The 19,926-nt window shown below is 62.6% G+C and carries 12 protein-coding genes and 2 rRNA genes; 5 read left to right on the top strand and 9 right to left on the bottom strand.

From position 1 onward, the window contains the following. Positions 1 to 97: 97 nt before the first annotated feature. The 4 genes from HDIA_RS15265 (at position 98) to HDIA_RS15250 (ending at position 7,577) form a co-directional block, all read left to right on the top strand. Positions 98 to 2,920 (top strand): 23S ribosomal RNA (locus HDIA_RS15265). 260 nt (positions 2,921 to 3,180) lie between these two features. Next, positions 3,181 to 3,295, top strand: a 5S ribosomal RNA gene (gene rrf / locus HDIA_RS15260). A gap of 671 nt (positions 3,296 to 3,966) precedes the next feature. After that, the gene (locus tag HDIA_RS15255) at positions 3,967 to 6,324 is read left to right on the top strand and encodes a mechanosensitive ion channel domain-containing protein (RefSeq protein WP_157775682.1); all 2,358 of its coding nucleotides are present in this window, start codon (positions 3,967 to 3,969) and stop codon (positions 6,322 to 6,324) included. Positions 6,325 to 6,566: 242 nt separating this feature from the next. Further along, entirely contained in the window at positions 6,567 to 7,577 is a 1,011-nt protein-coding gene (locus HDIA_RS15250) for a putative bifunctional lysylphosphatidylglycerol flippase/synthetase (protein WP_157775679.1), read from the top strand. 71 nt (positions 7,578 to 7,648) lie between these two features. Here HDIA_RS15250 and HDIA_RS15245 read toward each other — a convergent pair whose 3' ends face one another. From HDIA_RS15245 to HDIA_RS15205, 9 genes are all read right to left on the bottom strand, one after another. Beyond that, positions 7,649 to 8,962, bottom strand: coding sequence for a methyl-accepting chemotaxis protein (locus HDIA_RS15245; protein ID WP_099556940.1), 1,314 nt, complete (start codon positions 8,960 to 8,962; stop codon positions 7,649 to 7,651). Between the two features lie 190 nt (positions 8,963 to 9,152). After that, entirely contained in the window at positions 9,153 to 10,991 is a 1,839-nt protein-coding gene (locus HDIA_RS15240; protein WP_099556939.1) for an ABC-F family ATP-binding cassette domain-containing protein, read from the bottom strand. Between the two features lie 16 nt (positions 10,992 to 11,007). Next, positions 11,008 to 11,847: an orotidine-5'-phosphate decarboxylase gene (gene pyrF, locus HDIA_RS15235; RefSeq protein WP_099556938.1), complete on the bottom strand. Its 840-nt coding sequence runs from the start codon at positions 11,845 to 11,847 to the stop codon at positions 11,008 to 11,010. Positions 11,848 to 11,972: 125 nt separating this feature from the next. Beyond that, positions 11,973 to 12,761 (bottom strand): SDR family NAD(P)-dependent oxidoreductase, encoded by a 789-nt coding sequence (locus tag HDIA_RS15230; protein ID WP_099556937.1) that lies wholly within the window; start codon positions 12,759 to 12,761, stop codon positions 11,973 to 11,975. Between the two features lie 45 nt (positions 12,762 to 12,806). Next, positions 12,807 to 13,964: an iron-containing alcohol dehydrogenase gene (locus tag HDIA_RS15225; RefSeq protein ID WP_099556936.1), complete on the bottom strand. Its 1,158-nt coding sequence runs from the start codon at positions 13,962 to 13,964 to the stop codon at positions 12,807 to 12,809. Between the two features lie 87 nt (positions 13,965 to 14,051). After that, the gene (locus tag HDIA_RS15220; protein ID WP_099556935.1) at positions 14,052 to 15,455 is read right to left on the bottom strand and encodes an aldehyde dehydrogenase family protein; all 1,404 of its coding nucleotides are present in this window, start codon (positions 15,453 to 15,455) and stop codon (positions 14,052 to 14,054) included. A gap of 23 nt (positions 15,456 to 15,478) precedes the next feature. Beyond that, a complete protein-coding gene (locus HDIA_RS15215) occupies positions 15,479 to 16,111 on the bottom strand; it encodes a LysE family translocator (protein ID WP_099556934.1) in 633 nt (210 codons plus the stop codon). A 67-nt stretch (positions 16,112 to 16,178) separates the two neighbouring features. Then, positions 16,179 to 17,546 carry a glutamine synthetase family protein gene (locus tag HDIA_RS15210; RefSeq protein WP_099556933.1) on the bottom strand — a complete coding sequence of 456 codons (1,368 nt, stop codon included), beginning with the start codon at positions 17,544 to 17,546 and terminating at the stop codon, positions 16,179 to 16,181. Between the two features lie 111 nt (positions 17,547 to 17,657). Continuing rightward, entirely contained in the window at positions 17,658 to 18,422 is a 765-nt protein-coding gene (locus tag HDIA_RS15205; protein WP_099556932.1) for an N-formylglutamate amidohydrolase, read from the bottom strand. Between the two features lie 328 nt (positions 18,423 to 18,750). Here HDIA_RS15205 and HDIA_RS15200 point away from each other — a divergent pair, with 328 nt between their 5' ends. Next, positions 18,751 to 19,596, top strand: coding sequence for a MurR/RpiR family transcriptional regulator (locus tag HDIA_RS15200; RefSeq protein WP_099556931.1), 846 nt, complete (start codon positions 18,751 to 18,753; stop codon positions 19,594 to 19,596). Positions 19,597 to 19,926 lie beyond the last annotated feature (330 nt).

The raw sequence follows: 19,926 nt of genomic DNA, 5'->3' as shown, positions 1-19,926 counted from the left end.
AGTGGGTGGCAAGCATTCTGAATGTTGATGATCGTGAACGCTTTCGGCGGTTCCGGGCTTGCCTGGGGCCGGCGGGATAGGCGTTGATAATGAGAGCGATCAAGTATGAGAAGGGCATTCGGTGGATGCCTTGGCGCTAAGAGGCGATGAAGGACGTGGTACGCTGCGATAAGCGTCGGGGAGCTGCGAACAGGCTTTGATCCGACGATCTCCGAATGGGGAAACCCACCTTCGACGGCTTGAATTGCAAGGGGGCTGGCTGACCGCGAGGTTGGCTGGTCTGTTTGCACTTCAAGTTGTCAGATGAAGGTATCTGCCCCTGAATACATAGGGGGTATGAAGCGAACCCGGGGAACTGAAACATCTAAGTACCCGGAGGAAAGGACATCAACCGAGACTCCGTTAGTAGTGGCGAGCGAACGCGGACCAGGCCAGTGCTTCTCTTCTTTTGAACCGGAACCGTCTGGAAAGTCGGGCAATATGGGTGATAGCCCCGTACGGGTAGGAAAGAGAGAAGACTTGAGTAGGGCGGGACACGAGAAATCCTGTCTGAACATGGGGGGACCACCCTCCAAGCCTAAGTACTCCTTAGCGACCGATAGCGAACAAGTACCGTGAGGGAAAGGTGAAAAGCACCCCGACAAGGGGAGTGAAACAGTTCCTGAAACCGGATGCCTACAAACAGTAGGAGCCCAAGGTTCGTCCTGGGTGACTGCGTACCTTTTGTATAATGGGTCAGCGACTTAATTTAACGAGCAAGCTTAAGCCGGTAGGTGTAGGCGCAGCGAAAGCGAGTCTGAATAGGGCGTCAAGTTCGTTGGATTAGACCCGAAACGAGGTGATCTAGCCATGACCAGGTTGAAGGTACGGTAACACGTACTGGAGGACCGAACCCACGCCTGTTGAAAAAGTCGGGGATGAGTTGTGGCTAGGGGTGAAAGGCCAATCAAACCTCGAAATAGCTGGTTCTCCGCGAAATCTATTTAGGTAGAGCGTCGGATGAATACCTCTGGGGGTAGAGCACTGGATGGGCTATGGGGACCCACAGTCTTACTGATCCTAACCAAACTCCGAATACCAGAGAGTACTATCCGGCAGACACACGGCGGGTGCTAACGTCCGTCGTGAAAAGGGAAACAACCCTGACCGCCAGCTAAGGTCCCCAAGTGACGGCTAAGTGTGAAACGATGTGAGAATCCCAAAACAACCAGGATGTTGGCTTAGAAGCAGCCATCATTTAAAGAAAGCGTAACAGCTCACTGGTCTAAACAAGGGTTCTTGCGCGGACAATGTAACGGGGCTCAAGCCGTCCACCGAAGCTGCGGGTGTGATCTTCGGATCACGCGGTAGCGGAGCGTTCCGTAGGCCTGTGAAGCGGTAGCCGCGAGGCGCCGTGGAGGTATCGGAAGTGAGAATGCTGACATGAGTAACGAGAAAGGGTGTGAGAGACACCCTCGCCGAAAGTCCAAGGGTTCCTGCGTAAAGCTAATCTGCGCAGGGTTAGTCGACCCCTAAGGCGAGGCCGAAAGGCGTAGTCGATGGGAATCAGGTGAATATTCCTGAACCAGTGGGTGGTGACGGATGGCTTGTGTTGTAGGTCCTTATCGGATTGGACCTGCTTCGACGCTGTTCCAGGAAATAGCCCCCACATCAGATCGTACCCGAAACCGACACAGGTGGACTGGTAGAGAATACCAAGGCGTTTGAGCGAACTGTGCTGAAGGAACTCGGCAAATTGCCTCCGTAACTTCGGGAGAAGGAGGCCTTCCATGTGGGCAACCATGTGGGAGGGGCACAGACCAGGGGGTGGCGACTGTTTAGCAAAAACACAGGGCTCTGCGAAGCCGTAAGGCGACGTATAGGGTCTGACGCCTGCCCGGTGCCGGAAGGTTAAAAGGAGGGGTGCAAGCTCTGAATTGAAGCCCCGGTAAACGGCGGCCGTAACTATAACGGTCCTAAGGTAGCGAAATTCCTTGTCGGGTAAGTTCCGACCTGCACGAATGGCGTAACGACTTCCCCGCTGTCTCCAGCACAGGCTCAGTGAAATTGAATTCCCCGTGAAGATGCGGGGTTCCTGCGGTCAGACGGAAAGACCCCGTGCACCTTTACTACAACTTCACACTGGCATTCGTGTCGGCATGTGTAGGATAGGTGGTGGGCTTTGAAGCGTAGGCGCCAGCTTGCGTGGAGCCATCCTTGAAATACCACCCTTATCGTCATGACTGTCTAACCGCGGCCCTTGAAGCAGGGTCCGGGACAGTGTGTGGTGGGTAGTTTGACTGGGGCGGTCGCCTCCCAAAGAGTAACGGAGGCGCGCGAAGGTGGGCTCAGAGCGGTCGGAAATCGCTCGACGAGTGCAATGGCATAAGCCTGCCTGACTGCGAGACTGACACGTCGAGCAGAGTCGAAAGACGGCCATAGTGATCCGGTGGTCCCTCGTGGAAGGGCCATCGCTCAACGGATAAAAGGTACGCCGGGGATAACAGGCTGATGATGCCCAAGAGTCCATATCGACGGCATCGTTTGGCACCTCGATGTCGACTCATCACATCCTGGGGCTGGAGAAGGTCCCAAGGGTTCGGCTGTTCGCCGATTAAAGTGGTACGTGAGTTGGGTTCAGAACGTCGTGAGACAGTTCGGTCCCTATCTGCCGTGGGTGTAGGAGTATTGAGAGGATCTGTCCCTAGTACGAGAGGACCGGGATGGACGTACCTCTGGTGGACCTGTTGTGGCGCCAGCCGCATTGCAGGGTAGCTATGTACGGAATAGATAACCGCTGAAGGCATCTAAGCGGGAAACTAACCTCAAAACCAGTGCTCCCTATCAGAGCCGTGGTAGACCACCACGTCGATAGGCCGGGTGTGGAAGCAGGGTAACCTGTGAAGCTTACCGGTACTAATAGCTCGATCGGCTTCATCGCTCTCATTATCAATGCTTATCTCGCATCAACCCTCTCACGGCGCGCAGCGCCTGCGAGGGCGCGATCGACAAGCGATCGCCTCGCTCTTCGCTCGGGCGGTTCATTCCGCTCACGGGCCGAAGGCCCTCCGCGAGGGCGTCGCATCAGCGACGGTCGCTCTTCGCTCCAGTCCAGCATCGCTGGACGGAACAGGACGACAAGCAACGCGACGGTGCCACAAACACCGCATCAACATCAGACCAATCCCTGAGCTTCGCCGGCCTGGTGGCCATAGCGGGGCGCCTACACCCGATCCCATCCCGAACTCGGCCGTGAAACGCCCCTGCGCCAATGGTACTTCGTCTCAAGACGCGGGAGAGTAGGTCACCGCCAGGCCTGCAAAACTCAGGACAATCCATTCTCGCTCATCTCTTCACACCTCAAGCAAACATCCCCATCAAAAGCCCCGCTCTGGACACCCAGCGCGGGGCTTTTTGCGTTCAAACCCATGCCTTCCGCGCAGCGGTGTCTCTCGGCCGACATCGGGCCACACCATGACAGCCAAAAGATCGGGAAAGCCAAAAGATCGGGAAAGCCAAAAGATCGGGGGGAGGGCGCAAAAGCACCGACGCGCAAGGCGACCATTCGGGTCGATAAGTCAGTTCTGCTCACCTCGCGATCCGTTGCGGACGCTGTCCGGTGTCCCTCGTGCCATGTTCAGCCTTGTCTTTCTCTCCTCCTGCGCCAATTATCCGACTGCGCTTTTCGAGCGCGGGCAAGGGTTGGCGGAATCCGTTCCACGTCCTCGGTGCCCGGAGCCTATGCGGGTGCAACCGGGGCTGTTTCCATCTCGACGGGATTGATCGTTGGCCTCATTCAGCGCATTTCCGCTGTCTTGCCATCATTCTGGTCTTCAAGGCTCCTGCGGGGGCGGCCGAAGGTGACAGACAAGAGCAGGACGGGTGGTTTTTTTGGCGATTCTTTCTTCGATGATGCGCGTTGAGACGGTTCGGGCGGGCTGCCGCAGACCGTCATGGATTTTTCTTCTCGTCCTGACTGTTCTGGCCATGGCCGGAGTTGAGCCGGCTTCGGCCGAGACGGTGCGGTTTGCACAGTTCCTGCCGTCGGCCGTAACACCGTCTTCCGAACCGGCCGATGCGGCGGAGGGCAGCGCCGAAGCCGACGTCAAGGCGGCGCAGGATGCCCTGATCAAGGTTCTCAAGGACGACAAGGCCCGAGCCCTCTTTCTGGAGGAACTGCAGAAGACCGCGCCGGCGGCGACCGAGACGGCGGCGCCGGTAACTGGTGCGTCGCAGCCTGCCGAGACGCCGAAAGACGGCGCTGCCGTTGGCAGTGCCAACCATCAGCTCACCGAAAAGGTGTCGGAATACACCCGCGAATTCGGCAGCGATATCATCGAAATCCTGGTGCGGACGTGGACGTCGCTGCTCAATCTTCGAACGATCTTCGATGGCAGCGTCTCCATCGATTGGGCAAGCCTGTCGGATCGGCTCACGAATGTGGCGCAGCTGATCGTCGTCACGGTTGTGGCTGTGCTTGGTTTGCGCCTTGCCGCGCGGCCGGGGCTGAGAGGTCTCGACCGGCTGGCTGGACGCTCGAAATCCTGGCGGAAGGTGCTGCCGATCGTTCTTGGCGCTGTCCTGCAATGGTTGCCGATGGCGATTGCAACGGTCATCGGGGTGGCCTTTGCCTTCTGGCGAACGACGACCAGCCAGCTCGACAACTACCAGACGCTGTTTCTGAGCGCCTTCGTCATGGCGCAGATGTTTCGCATCGGTCTGAATGTGCTGCTGCGGCCCAAATACGACAACCTGCGTCTCCTGCCGTTCAGCCGCGAACTGGCGGTCTTCTGGACGCCGAGGTTGGGGCTCCTGATCTCCCTCGTTGCCTACGGTCTCCTCTTTGTCGGACCTCTGGTCTCCTACACGATCTCCTTCCGCCTCGGCATCGGTGTCCGGGCGGCCGTGGTCGTGATTGCGGTCATCTTTGCCTTCGTCCTCGTTCTGAGGAACAGGACAAATGTCGCCAGAGAGCTCGTGGCCGCGTCGGGGCGGGTTCACAGCAAGTCTCTGGCCAATGTGCTCGTGCGCCTTTCCAAGGTCTGGCACTGGCTGATTATCGCCTATGTTCTCCTGGCGTTTGCGATCTGGTCGGCCCGGCCAACCGATGCACTCAACTTCCTGATGAACGCGACGCTGCTGACAATACTGGCGATCACGGTCGGGGGGATGCTCAATCACCTCCTGTCCGACGTCATAAAAAAGGGCGTCAGGATGCCCGAAAGCGTTCGGACGCCGCTTCCACTGCTCGAACGGCGCGTCAATGTCTTCGTTCCTGCGATCGTCGGATTTGTGCGGCTGCTGCTCTATGTCGTGGTCCTCGCGGTCACGCTGCATTTCTGGCATGTCATCGACCTGCTGACTTTCGTGAACGCGGACAATTTCGATCAGTCACTCTTTCGCAGGATCCTGTCGGCCTTCTTCATTCTCGTCACCATGCTGGCGGTCTGGCTGGCGGTGACCTCCTGGATCGAGTTCAGGCTGAATCCCAACCAGGTCCGCGCGGTGACGCCGCGCGTGCGAACGATCCTCGCGCTCCTGCGCAATGCGGTGACCGTCCTCATCCTCATCATCGCGCTGATGCTGTCGCTCTCCGAACTCGGGGTCGATATCGCGCCGCTCATCGCCAGTGCCGGTGTCGTCGGCCTCGCCATCGGCTTCGGCTCCCAGAAGCTGGTCCAGGACATCATCACCGGCATGTTCATCCAGCTGGAGAACGCGATGAACGAGGGCGACGTCGTCACAGTCGGCGGCATCAGCGGTGTCGTGGAGCATCTGACCATCCGCTCGGTCGGACTGCGCGACCTCGATGGCGTCTATCACGTCGTTCCGTTCTCGTCGGTCGACAGCGTCTCCAACTTCATGCGCGGCTTCAGCTACCATGTCTGCGAGATGGGCGTTGCCTATCGCGAGAATATCGCAGAGGTGAAGAAGCTGATGTTCCACGCCTTCGACCGTCTGATGCAGACGGATCATGGAGCGAGCATTCTCGATCCGCTCGACATGCACGGTGTGACGTCGTTCGGCGACAATGCCGTCATGGTCCGGGCTCGCATCCGGACGACGGCCGGACAGCAATGGGCCGTCGGGCGGGCCTACAACGAGATCCTGAAGGAAGTCTTCGACGAATACGGCATCGAGATTCCCTTCCCGCAGCGCACGATCTGGTTCGGCGAGCCGAAATCGGGCGAAGCGCCGCCGCTGCATTTCTCCGGCTCGGTCAAGTCGCGGGAAGACAGCCAGCGGCCGCCCGTTCCGGAGACGGAGGCGAAAGGCCCTCCGCCCGTCGTCGGGCGCCCGCCGTCGGAGACGCTGGATGTGCCGGAAAGCCCGGACGACCGCTGATGGCCCTGGCCATTTCGTCCCACGGCCTCGAAAAGCGCATCTTCTTTGCTCAAACATACGGCGGATAGCTGTATCAATGCGCACTTGACGAACAATTCAACTCGTTGTTCAAGCATGACGCGTGTGATGTCGATCCGAATCCGGGGAACCGGGCTCACGCCGTCATCGGCATTGCGCAAACGACAGGCATTGTTCCGGACATCGTCGTCCTGAAACGCCGTCATGTATGGAGAAGCCAGCGGGTGCTGCAGCCCTTTGAAGAGAAGACGGGCGGCCAGTCCGGTACGGTGCGACCGGCACGGCGGCGCAAGGGATGGCTCGGATACGCCGGGCCGGTCTTCGCGATCGGGCTCATCGTTTATGCTGTCGTCATTCTCTACGGGATGGCGACGAGGATCGATCCGCGAGCGATCGGCGTTGCCATTGGCAATATCCCGGCCTGGCGCGTGGGAGCGGCGCTCGCGCTCACGGCGATCAGCGTCGTGTCGCTGGCGACCTACGATGTCTGCGCCGTGCGCTTCCTGAAGCCCAGCCAGTCGATCAAGACCTTCTACGCGGCGCTTTGCGGGGGAATCGCCAACGTCTTTGCCAATGGGCTCGGCTTTCCCATCCTCACCGGCGCCACGGCCCGCTATCGCCTCTATTCCATGATCGGTCTCGACCTTGCCACGGTCGGGCGGATCATGGCGCTCACCTGGGTCACGATGTGGTGCGGCCTCGTCTTCGTGATGAGCCTCGCCCTGACCTTCGGCGCGTCCGATGACAAGATGCTGCTCGGTAGCCTGGAGGCCGACAGGGCCGCAGGCATTGCCCTCTTTGCCATCCTGATGGGGATTGCGCTGTGGGGCGGGCAGGGGCGGCGTGTGGTCCGTCTCGGCGGCTGGCAAGTGCGCCTGCCGTCCACCAGCATCCTTCTGGCGATGATCGCGGCCGGAGGCATCGACCTGCTGGCGTCCGCCGCCACGCTCTATGTGCTGCTGCCGCCCGACGTCGTGCCGAACCCGGCACTGTTCATGATCACCTATGTCGTGGCCGTCCTCTTCGGCAACGCGGCCAACACCCCGGGCGGCATCGGCGTCTTCGAGGCAACCATCGTGACCGGGCTCGGGCTTGCCGAACGGCCGGACATTGCGGCGGGCCTGATCCTTTTCCGGCTGATCTATTTCATTGCGCCGCTCGCCGTTTCTATCGGCGTCTTCGGCGTGATCGAGTGGCGACATCGCCGCCAGCTCCGACGACAGCGATGCGTCTGACAATGCAGTAGACGAAAAAAGCCGCCTGGACACGTGTCCGGCGGCTTTTTCCTTGGGTGTGGCGTCCCGGGTCAGCCGAGCTTTGCAAGGACGACCATGGCCTCGCCGGATCCCTTGTCCATGGCCATGTAGGCATCGATCGCCGTGCCCATCTGGCCGCGCGACATTTCGTCGACAATCTTCCGTGCTTCGCGAACGAGCGTCTCATGCAACGGCGCCAGCCTGGACAGGGCGTTCTTGTGCTCGGGCGAGGCAACCAGCTTTTCGTAGCCGGGTCCAAAGGGCTGGACGTTGCGTCCATAGCTCGCCGCGTCGATCTTGTGGAGGCCGACAAGACATTCGGCAAGCTGCCGCTTCCAGATCATGTGGTCGGAGCGCAGGCGCTTGACGTCGTATCCGGCGATCTCAAGGCCGGCTCCGTCGTCGATCATCCGCCTGACCAGGTTGTCGGTCTTCGTGATCATCTCGGCGGATGTGGTGATATCGTTTTCGTTCTGGCCGGCGAGGCGGGCGATCTCCGTCAGGCTCTTCGCCATGGAATCCGTTGCCGACTGCTGGTCGGTCAGCATGCCGGCAATGGCGCCGATGCTCTCGTTCACCTCGCCGACGTGGTCCTGAATCTGGCCCATGTCGGAGGCCACGGCATCAAAGGTCTGCCGGCCGTCACGCACCTTGGTTCCGCCGACGTCCATGGCCTGGAACATGCCCTGCATGACCTCGGCGAGACTCGTGAGCTGCTGGCGGATCAGTTCCGTCGTCTTGGTCGTCTCTTCAGAGAGCTGCTTGACCTCGGCGGCGACGACGGCAAAGCCCTTGCCGGCTTCTCCGGCGCGGGCCGCCTCGATCGTCGCGTTGAGCGCGAGAAGCTTGGTCTGGCTGGAGATGCTCTCGATCTGCTTGGCAAAGCCGCCGATGTTCTCGATCGCCGAGCCTAGTTCCTGCATGCGCGAATCGAGGCCGGCGAAGGCATCGGAAATATCCTGCATCGCCTGGCTGGCCGACTGGGCCCGGTGGGCGCCGGACTGGACGATGCCGTGGGCTTCGGACGAGCGGTTTTCGGCGTTGCTGGCAAGGCCGGCGATATTCTCGATCGACCGGGCGATTTCCTCGACGGCGGCCGAGACGGCGGTCGTCTCGTGACTGAGCGTGCGAACGTTGCCGTTCGACCAGGCCATGAGACAGATGAGTTCGCTGAGGTTGACCGACGAGTTGACTGCGATGTCGAAGCTGTGGCCGATCTGCTTCCTGAGGCTTTCCACTTCGCGGTTGAGGACAGCCAGCGCCTCATCGCTCGCCCCGCCCATTGCCGCCAGCGCCGCCGCATTGGCGGTTGTCGACTGCGCTTCCGCCGGGATTGATGATTTGTTTTTGAAAATCGACTTCATGCTCGACCGCCACCTGTGTGCGAAATTCGGTCGACTTTGGATCTGTCCCTTTAACAATTCATTGTCGAAGTTAGCGCTCGATCCGGTGAAACTTGCCTAGAAATAAGTGTGACTGATCATACGATTACAAATAAATGAAGAGATTCAATCGTTTGAATTCCGGGTGCGACACAGCGACTCGGCTGGAAATTTATTTCTCGAGTTCTTCGCGAAGCATTTCCAGCCGGAGCCATTCCTCTTCCGACTCGGACAACGACGCTTCAGCCGCCGCAAGGTTTCCGGCGATCAGTTCAAAGCCCGCAGGGTCGCGGGCATAGAAAGCCGGGTCGGCCATCCGGCCTTTCAGGCTTTCGATTTTCTCCTCCAGGGCGGCAATCTTCGCGGGCAGCGTTTCCAACGCGTGCTTGTCCTTGAAGGAGAGCTTGGTTCGCGTCTTTGCCGCGACCGGCGTGTCGGCCGGCGAAGGGGAGGCGGCGGAATTGGCGGCAGGCGTGCGCTCCTGCCTGGTGCGCTCTTCCTGGCACCTCGCCTCGACGCCGGTCCCACGCTGGGCCAGCATGTCGGAATAGCCGCCGGCATATTCGAGCCAGCGCCCTTCGCCCTCGCTCATGACGATGGAGGTCGCCACCCGGTCGAGGAAGTCGCGGTCGTGGCTGACGAGGATGACTGTTCCGGTGTAGTCGGCCAGCATTTCCTCCAGCAGATCCAGCGTTTCGAGATCGAGGTCGTTGGTCGGCTCGTCGAGGACGAGCAGGTTGGAGGTTTTGGCCAGAGCCCGGGCCAGCATCACGCGGCCGCGCTCGCCGCCGGACAGCGCCGAGAGCGGCGTTCCCTTCTGCTCGGGCGAGAAGAGAAAGTCCTTCATGTAGCCGATGACATGCTTGTTCTGGCCGGCGACCGTGACCGTGTCGCCCTTGCCATCGGTCAGGGCCTCGGCGAGCGTCCAGTTCGGGTCGAGGCTGTCGCGGCGCTGGTCGAGCACCTGCATGTCGAGGGTTTTTCCCAACCTGACGAAGCCACTGTCGGGCGCAAGGTCGCCGGTCAGCATGCGCAGAAGCGTCGTCTTGCCGGCGCCGTTGGCCCCGACGATGCCGAGACGGTCGCCGCGTGCGATGCGGATCGAGAAGCCGTCGACGATTGTCCGTTCGCCGAAGCTCTTGGAGATATTCTTCGCCTCGATGACGAGCTTGGACGATGCGTCGGCCTCGCTGGCCGTGAGCTTCACGGTGCCGGCGGGCCCGCGATGCGCCTTCTTTTCGGCGCGCAGGCTTGCCAGCAGGTCGACGCGGCGGACATTGCGCTTGCGCCTGGCCGTCACGCCGTAGCGCATCCAGTGCTCTTCCTGCTCGATGCGCTTCTGGAGCTTCTGCTGATCGCGTTCCTCTTCCTCGAAGACCTCGTCGCGCCAGGCCTCGAAATGGGCAAAGCCCCTGTCGAGGGTGCGCGTGACGCCGCGCTCGAGCCAGACCGTGGTGCGGGAGAGGTTTTGCAGGAAACGCCGGTCGTGCGAGATCAGGACGATGGCGGACTTCAGCGACTTCAACTCACCTTCGAGCCATTCGATGGCCGGCAGGTCGAGATGGTTGGTCGGCTCGTCGAGAAGCAGGATATCGGGCTCGGGCGCGAGAACGCGGGCAAGCGCGGCACGGCGGGCCTCGCCGCCCGAAAGGCTGTTCGGGGTCTCGTTGCCGGTCAGCCCAAGGCATTCCAGCAGGTAGCTTGCCCGGTAGGCGTCGTCGCCCGGTCCGAGGCCGGCCTCGACGTAGGCGAGCGTCGTCTCGTAGGTGGAGAGATCGGGTTCCTGCGGCAGGTAGCGGACGGTGACGCCGGGCTGGCGGAAGATCTCGCCACCGTCGGCCTCGATCTCGCCAGCGGCGATCTTGAGGAAGGTCGACTTGCCGGAACCGTTGCGCCCGACGAGCGCAATGCGATCGCCGGCGCCAACCGCGAGGCTGGCGCTGGTGAGGAGCGGCGTCGCGCCAAAGGTGAGCTTGACGTCACGCAGGAAGAACAGGGGGGGAGGGGCCATCGAGATGTCTTGCCAATCAATCCAGCAGCCGCGCCGCCTCGTCCGTCAGTTTCGTCACGACGTCGATCAGGGCGTTGCCGCCGGGGCCGGCCTTGGCGACCTGCCGTGAGACGGCGGGCAGGGTGCGCCGCGCGTGCGGACCGAAACGGCGGGCCACGTCGGAGATCGTCGCGCCCTGCGCACCGATGCCCGGTGCGAGGATGAGGCTCTGCGGCAGGCGGTCGAGGACCGGCATGGCGTCGTCCAGCGTCGCGCCGATGACAGCGCCGACCGGCCCCGTGGCCTCGTCGGCGACTTCCCGGTTGAATGCCGTGATCTCGTCGGCAATCTGCTCGGCGATGGTGCGTCCGTCCGCGATCCTGGCGTTCTGCAGTTCCAGTCCTTCCGGATTGGACGAACGGGTCAGGACGAAGATGCCGGCACCGTGCTCGGCGGCACGGGTGACGACGGGGCGCAGGGCCCTTGCGCCCGTATAGGCGCCGACGGTGATGGCGTCGGAAGGAAAGCCCGCGTCCTGACCGATCCAGGCGCCGGCATAGGCGACCAGCGTGTGATCGATGTCGAGGCGCTTGACGTCCGACAGGCAGAGGGCGCCTGCGTCCGCAATGGCCTGCATCACATCGCTAAGAGCCTGGAACCCGGCGGGGCCGAAGCGTTCGAAGAAGGCAATCTGCGGCTTGAAGACGCCGACGCGCTCGCCGGTCACCTCGACAAGCTTCAGGCCGAAGCTGCGGGCGCCTTCCGCCGAGAACGGCAGGTCCCAGGCGGCAAGCGTTTCCGGAGCGGGGTCAATGCCGACGCAGAGCGGCGAACGGCGGGCGGCGATTTCGTAGTATCGGACGGCAAAGGGAAGCATGGAGGCTCTCGTCTGGCGCAAGTGCCCCGTACCTATCGCCGAATGATGCCGTCGTCCACCGTCACGCGCGTCCGATCCAGGACAAAGACCATCTGAGCAGGGCCTCGACGCTTCGAGCGCGCCCGTCAAAGCGTCTTCAGCATGCCGCCATCGACGAAATAGGTGGAGCCGACCGAATAGCTCGCACGGTCGGAGCAGAGGAAAACGAAGAAGCTGGCGGCTTCCTCGGGGCTTGCGAAGCGACCGATCGGGGCGTGTTCACGGGCCACCTCGTCGAGATATCCCTGCCAGTCGCCGCCGGTTTCGGCCGTCAGTTGCCTGGCCGTCTTGATCCAGTCCGGCGTCAGAACCAGGCCGGGGTTCACACAGTTGACGCGGATGTTGTCCTTGACGACTTCTGTGGAAAGAGACTTCGAGAAGCTCATCAGCGCCGATTTGGTAACGTTGTAGATCGGCTCGTACCAGAGCGGCTGCACCGCGCAGATGGATGCGTTGTGGAGGATGACGCCGCCGCCGCGACGGCGCATCTGCGGAACGATCCCGCGCGCGAGGCGGACGGCGGCCATGACGTGCAGGTCCCAGTAGGCCTGCCATTTTTCGTCTGGCGCCTCCATGACGGTCTCGTTGGACCCGGTACCGGCATTGTTGACCAGGATGTCGGCACCGCCAAAGGCTTCCGCGCGCGCGGCAAGCTCCGTCGTTCCGGCAAGGGTCGCGACATCGCAGGCCACGCCCTCCGCCCGAACGCCGTGCGTCCTTGCGATCCGTTCGGCTTCGGCCTCGACGCGCTCCCGGCCACGGGCGGCGAGGATCACGTCGACCCCCTCCGCGGCGAGGCCCTCAGCGACGGCAAGGCCTATACCGACGCTGCCGCCGGTGACGACGGCTGTCTTTCCCTTCAGGCCAAGGTCCATGGTTTCCTCCCTGTCGTTCTCGTTGGATGGACCGGCCGGAAACCGTCAGAGCTCTCCGGCGAGCGCCATGTGGAAGATCGTCTTGGCACCGTCGACGGTCAGTTCGACCGGGTTGCCGCCGGCCGTTGGGTCGACCACCGCCATCGCCGCGATCTCGTCGAGACGCGAGGCATCGACCGAAAGGCCCGCAAGGGTCGGCGGAATGCCGATCTCGGCGCGCAGGTTCAGGATATAGGCGAGGAAAGCGTCGAAGGACGGCTCAAGGCCAAGCCAGGCGGCGAGGCGGGCGATCTTCTCCTCGATGACCGAGCGGTTGAACACCAGCACATAGGGCATGAAGACCGCATTGGTCAGGCCGTGGTGGGTGTCGTAGAGCGCGCCGACCGGGTGGCTCATGGAGTGGATCGCGCCGAGACCCTTCTGGAAGGCGGTGGCGCCCATCGAGGCCGCCGCCAGCATGGCGCCGCGTGCCTCCAGATCCGTTCCGGTGCTGACCGCCTTGGGCAGGTATTCCTTGCAGAGCCGGATGCCTTCGACAGCGATGCCTTCAGCCATCGGATGGAAGCCGGGCGCGCAATAGGCCTCAAGGCAGTGGGCAAGGGCGTCCATGCCGGTCCAGGCGGTGATCGAGGCGGGAAGCCCGACGCAAAGCTCCGGGTCCTCGATGACGACGGCTGGCATCATCTTCGGGTGGAAGATGACCTTCTTGGTGTGCGTCTCCTCGTTGGTGATCACCGAGGCGCGGCCGACTTCCGAGCCGGTGCCGGCCGTCGTCGGCACGGCGACGATCGGGTAGATGCCGGTGGGGTCGGCGCGGGTCCACCAGTCGCCGATGTCCTCGAAGTCCCACATCGGGCGCGTCTGCCCGGCCATGAAGGCGATGGTCTTGCCGACGTCGAGCGCCGAGCCGCCGCCGAAGGCGACGACGCCGTCGTGGTCGCCCATCTTCAGGGCTTCCATGCCCTTGTAGACGTTGGTCTCGGTCGGGTTGCCTTTGACGTCCGAGAAGACCTCGACCTTGAGACCGGCGTCCTTGAGGCTCTGCACGGCCTTCTGGGTCATCGGCAGATTGACGAGGCCCGGATCGGTGACGACGAGCGGGCGCGACAGGCCGGCGACGTCGCAGGCGTCGGCAAGCTCGGCGATGCGTCCGGCGCCGAAGCGGACGGGCGTGGGATAGTTCCAGTTGGCACGGTTGGTCATGGACGTCTCGTATTCGCGGATGACGAAAGGGAGGGAGGTCTTCCCCGCACGGGGGAGGGATGTCTGTTCAGTGTTTCAGGTGCAGCGTCAGACCGGCGCCTTGCGCATGTACCAGCTTTTCGGCCGGGTCAGCGCGGCAAAGCCGAGCGGCGAGAGTGCAGCGCCGCGGCCGGTCTGCTTGACGCCGGTCCAGGTAAGGGCCGGGTCGAGATAGTCGCAGCGGTTGGTGTAGACGGTGCCGGTCTCGATCCTGGCGCCGATGGCTGTCGCCGCATCGAGATCCTCGGTCCAGATCGAGGCGGTGAGGCCATAGGGCGAATCGTTCATGAGCTGGATCGCCTCCTCGTCGTCCTTCACCTTCATGATGCCGACGACCGGGCCGAAGCTTTCCTCGCGCATGACCGACATCTGGTGGTCGACACCCGTCAGGATCTGCGGGGCAAGGTAGGGCGTGCCGGGCTTGTCGCCAGGGAAATGGCTCGGGTCGATATGCGCGGTCGCGCCGGCGCGCACGGCGGCGATGATCTGGTCGCGCACGAAGGCCGCCTGACGAGGCCGGGCGAGCGGGCCGAGGGTCGTTTCCTGCCTGGTCGGATCGCCGAGGACGTAGCCCTTGGCAAACTCCACCAGCCCACCGACGAAATCGTCAAAGACCGATTCCTGCACGTAGATGCGTTCCACGCCGCAGCAGCACTGCCCGGAATTGAAGAAGGCGCCGTCGGCGACATTCTCGATGGCGAATTGCAGCTTGGCGTCGGCGCGGACATAGGCCGGGTCCTTGCCGCCGAGTTCGAGGTTGATCGGCAGGAACTTTCCGACTGCCGCGCGCTCCATGGCCTCGCCGCCGGCGACCGAGCCGGTGAAGCAGACACAGTCGACAAGGCCGGACGAGATGATCTTGCCGGTCTGGTCGTGGGTCAGCACGATATGCTGGAAGACGCCCTTCGGCAGACCGGCCGCGTCGAAGGCCTTCTGGAAGCGCTCGGCGACGAGCAGTGTCTGGTCGGAATGCTTCAGGACCACCGTGTTGCCGGCCATCAGGGCGGGCATCACCGAGTTGACCGTCGTCAGATAGGGATAGTTCCACGGCGCGACGACGAAGACGGTGCCGACCGGCTCGCGGGTGATGTAGCGGTGCGCGCCGCTGTCGCCGTTCTCAAGACCGGAGTCGAGGGGAGCGAGGCTCTCGGCGGCAATCTTCGCCATATGGCGGGTGCGTTGTTCGACACCGTTGAGCTCGAAGGGCGTGTAGCGGATCGGCCGGCCCATCTGCCAGGTCAGTTCCTCGGCGATCTCCTGACGCATGGCGAGCATCGCGTCGAGCGCCTTCAGGCAGTAGGCGATGCGGGTCTCCAGCGGCATGGCCGCCCAGTCCTTCTGGGCGGCGCGCGAGGCGGAGAAGGTCGCCGCGATTTCCGCTTCGGATGCGCTGGGGCGCTCGGCATAGACGGAGCCGTCGACAGGCGAGATGATCTTTTGAAGGTTGGACATCTTGGTCTCGTTTCTACTGACGTTCAGGAATTGGCCTGCCGGAAGGTGGCGGCGAAAAGACCGGCCCCGATCAGCAGCGAGCCGCCCGTGCGGTTGACGAGGCGCTGGACCGAGGGTTTGCGGATGGTCTCGCGCGCGGCCGATGCGGCATAGGCAAAGGCCGCCGCGTTGAGGCTCGCGAGCACGAGGAAGGTCGCCTCCAGGATCACCATCTGCGGCAGCAGCGGGCGGCCGAGCTCGAAGAACTGCGGCAGGAAGGCGACGAAGAAGACGATGCTCTTCGGGTTGAGGGCGGTGACCGCGAAGGCATGGGCGAAGATCCGCCCCGCCGGCATGGAGGGCACGTCCGGTTCGTCGCTCGCAATCGGGCTTACCGGCGCGCGCCAGAGCTTGACGCCGAGATAGACGAGATAGGCGCTGCCGATCCATTTCAGGACGGTGAAGAGCATCGCCGACGTCGCCAGCAGGGCGCCGAGGCCCAGCATCGAGGCGGTCATGGCCGTGAAGTCACCGAGCGCGACGCCCGCCACCGTCGCGCCGGCGACCTTGCGGCCATGGGACAGCGCATAGGAGACGACGAGCAGGATCGTCGGCCCGGGGATCATCAGCATGATGGTGGAGGCAAGGGCAAAGGCCAGCCAGTGCTCCAGCGACATGGATCAGGACTCCGAATAGACCGTGGGGTGGTGAGCAATCCACCGAACGGCGCGAAAGACAAGAGGATCAGCTGCGCTCAAACCCGCGCTTCAGTTCCCAATCGGTGATGCGGCGATCGTATTCGTACTGCTCCCACTCGGCGGCGTGGATGTAGTGCTCCAGCACCTCCTCGCCGAAGGCGGATTTCAGCATGTCCGAATTGCGGGCGGCCTCGATGGCCTCGCGCAGGGTTTTGGGCACCTCACGCACGCCGCTGCTGCCATAGGCATCGCCGGAGAAGGCCTCTTCCAGCTCCAGCTTCTGCTCGATACCCGACTGGCCCGCCGCCAGCATCGCGGCGAAGGCAAGATAGGGATTGAGGTCGGCGCCGCCAATGCGGCATTCCACCCGGATCGCCTTCGATCCGTCGCCGACGAGCCGGAAGCCGGCGGTGCGGTTGTCGTGGCTCCAGACGGCTTTCGTCGGTGCAAAGGTGCCGGTCTGCTGGAAGCGCTTGTAGGAGTTGATGTAGGGCGCGAGGAAGAGCGTGATCTCGCGGGCGTGGGTCAAAAGCCCCGCCATATAGCTGCGCATCAGGGCCGACATGCCGCTCGGGGCGCTCTCGTCGAGGAAGAGCGGCTTTCCGTCCATCGACCAGAGGCTCTGGTGGACATGGCAGGAATTGCCGGCGCGGTCGAGGGCGTATTTCGCCATGAAGGTGATGGCCTTGCCCTGCAGGAAGGCGATTTCCTTCATCCCGTTCTTCATCACCGAATGGTCGTCCGCCATCGCGACGGCCTCGGCATAGCGCACGTTCATTTCTTCCTGGCCGGCGCCCCATTCGCCCTTGGAATTTTCCACGATGATGCCGGCGCCGTGCAGGCCGTTACGCATGGCGCGCATCGTGTCCTCGACCTTGGTGGTCGCCAGGATGCCGTAGTCCTCGATGTAGCCGTTCGTCGTCTTGAGGTTGACGAAGCCCATCTCGGCCGCGCTCTCGTAGGTCTCGTCGAAGAGGTAGAATTCCAGCTCCGAGGCCATGAAGGGCTTCATGCCCTTTTCAGCAAGGCGGTCGACCTGACGCTTCAGGATCTGGCGCGGACTGTGCGGCTGCGGATGATGGTGGTGGTCGGTGACGTCGCAGAGCACCAGCGCCGTTGCCGGCAGCCAGGGAATGACGCGCAGCGTCTCCATGTCGGGCACGATGGTGAAGTCGCCGTAGCCCTTGGACCAGCTCGCCGCCTTGTAGCCGGGCACCGGCTCCATGTCGATGTCGACGGTCAGGAGGTAGTTGCAGCAGTGCGTTTCCGCGTGCGCGGTGTCGAGGAAATTCTGCACGTGGAAGCGCTTGCCGATCAGGCGGCCCTGCATGTCGACCATGGCGACGATCACGGTGTCGATCTCGCCGCGCTCCGCTTTGTCTTTCAGGCCGGCAAGGGTCAGGTTACCTGGCATCGGGGACCTCGTCTTTCTTTGCTGCGGCCTTGATTGTCCGGCCACTCTCGCGGGCCAGACTATCCAAAGCGGGCGGCCGCGCCATCATCTTGTTTCAATCTCGCGCCGGGCTCATGCCTGGCAGGTCGCGAGCGCATGATCGATCGCGGTCTTCAGCCGTTTGGCCCAGATGTTCGCCTCGGCCTCGCCGGGGATCGTGTCGTTGCGGATCTCGATCATCACATTGGCAAGACCGCGTGCCACGGCATGGCGATCCAGGGTGTAATAGACCTCGTCGGCGGGGCTGTAGGGCTCGTTGGCGCGGGCATCGACGCCAGCCAGGGACTTCAGATCGTCGAGCATCGGCAGGGCGAGCCGGGTGTCCTTGTCGAACAGAACGCCGATTTCAAGGTCGCGGCGCTCCCCCTTGTAGACGGGCGTGAACGTGTGGATGGCAACGACCGCCGGCGGTTTGCCGTGGCGCCTGGCAAGCTGCTCGTCGACAAACTGCGTCAGTCCATCGTGATAGGGCCGATGGAACTCGGCAATCCGTTCGGCCCGCTCTTCCGGGCTCAGATTCGTGTTGCCGGGGATGACCGTCGTTTCGCTGACGTCGGGGATCAGCGTCGCCGATGTTTCGGGGCGGTTGCAGTCGAGCATGAGGCGCGAGACGGTCGATCGGAAAAGCGGTGCGTCGGCGAGTTTCGACAGGTGACGGGACACCGCCAGTGCGCCCGGGTCCCAGGCGATATGGTCGGCGCGCTCTTGTTCGGTCAGACCAAGATTGGCGAAACGGGCCGGGATCGCGTTGCTCGCATGGTCGCAGACGATGAGAAACGGGGCCGTGCCATCGGCATTTTCGATGGCGAACGGGGCTGACGATGGCTGCGCGACCATATTCTTTCCTCTGGCCTTCTTGTCTTTTCATCGCGACGCGCGAAACGGTCCCGACCTTTTTGAGGCGGAGACTGGATACCGGTGGGCGATTTCGGTGAAGCGGGCGGACTTCTGTCCAGCGGGCTTCGGGAAGGGCTTCTGTTCCAGAATTGCCAGATCGCGGTCTACAGTCAACACATGTAATGTTCGTTACGCACATGGCAATGTATGTCGCTTTGATGTGCAATGCCGGCCGACGATCCCTCGCTGCATCTTGTGATCCGTCGCCGGTGGTAAGATGCTGCGTTTTGGGGACTGCTTTCTCACACACGCCGACAAAGGTTGCTGCATGGCCGATCAGGAGACGATTGCCGAGCGGATCAGGAACGATCTGCAGGTTTTCACGCCGACCGAGCGCAAGGCTGCCCATGTGCTCCTGGCCAACTACCCGATCGCCGGACTGGAGACGGTGGCCGAGTTTGCCCGCAGGGCCAACGTCAGCGCGCCGACGATTCTCCGCTTCGTCGCGCGGCTCGGCTTTTCCGGATATCCGGACTTCCAGCGATCGCTGCGCGACGAACTCGACAAGCAGAGCCAGTCGCCCCTGATGAAGGCGGGCTACCAGTCGGCGGTCGATGCGGCCGAGCGCAGCCCGTTCAACGTCTTTCGCGATGCGCTCATCGAGAATATCCGCGAGACCTTCGATCGCGTTCCGACATCCGAATTCGATGCGGTGGTCAAGCTGCTCGGCGATGCCCGTCGTCCGGTCCATACCGTCGGCGGACGGTTTTCGGACGCGCTGGCGGCCCACACCGCCGCCCATCTGCGCGTTGTCCGGCCGGGGGTCACGCATGTCAGCGGACAGACGTCGAACTGGCGCGACATGCTTCTCGACATGGGGGCCCGCGACGTTCTGGTGATCTTCGACATTCGCCGCTATCAGGAAGACCTTGCCTTTTTTGCCCAGGCCGCCGCCGAGCGGGGCGTGACCATCATCCTCGTCACCGACCAGTGGCTTTCCCCCGTCGCCCGCCATGCCCGGCATGTGCTTGCGGCGCGCGTTCCCGTTCCCTCGCGATGGGATTCCATGGTGGCGCTTCTGGGGCTGATGGAGGCGGTGATTGCCGCCGTCACCGAGGTGATGGGGGAGACGACGGTGCGGCGTATTGCCCTCATCGATGCGCTGCGGTCGTAGCGAAGGGCTTCGAAGGCGCGGAAAAATCCCGAACCGGGCGCCAGTCCTCGGTCCGATCGCGAGAGATGCCGCCTCAACCTGACCAAGTTCTCGTGACGTCAGTATTCTGTCGGATGCTTCGATTTCCTGATTTGCTATGATAAAAATCGTGTTCGAGGTCCGATAGTTGTCGTGTGTGCAGCCTTGAATTCTGCGTGCGTGCCGGACTTGCCATTATTTCGAACTCGGCAAGCCATCGACGAACCGTGGCGATGGCAGCAACCGCCAGAAAGACGCGGACCTCCCGAGGCAACAGAGCCGTCATGTGTGATCAAGTGAATTCGAAATGGG

The sequence above is a fragment of the Hartmannibacter diazotrophicus genome (assembly GCF_900231165.1).
GTDB classification, from domain to species: Bacteria; Pseudomonadota; Alphaproteobacteria; order Rhizobiales; family Pleomorphomonadaceae; genus Hartmannibacter; species Hartmannibacter diazotrophicus.
This window is presented reverse-complemented; position numbering and strand designations above follow the sequence as displayed.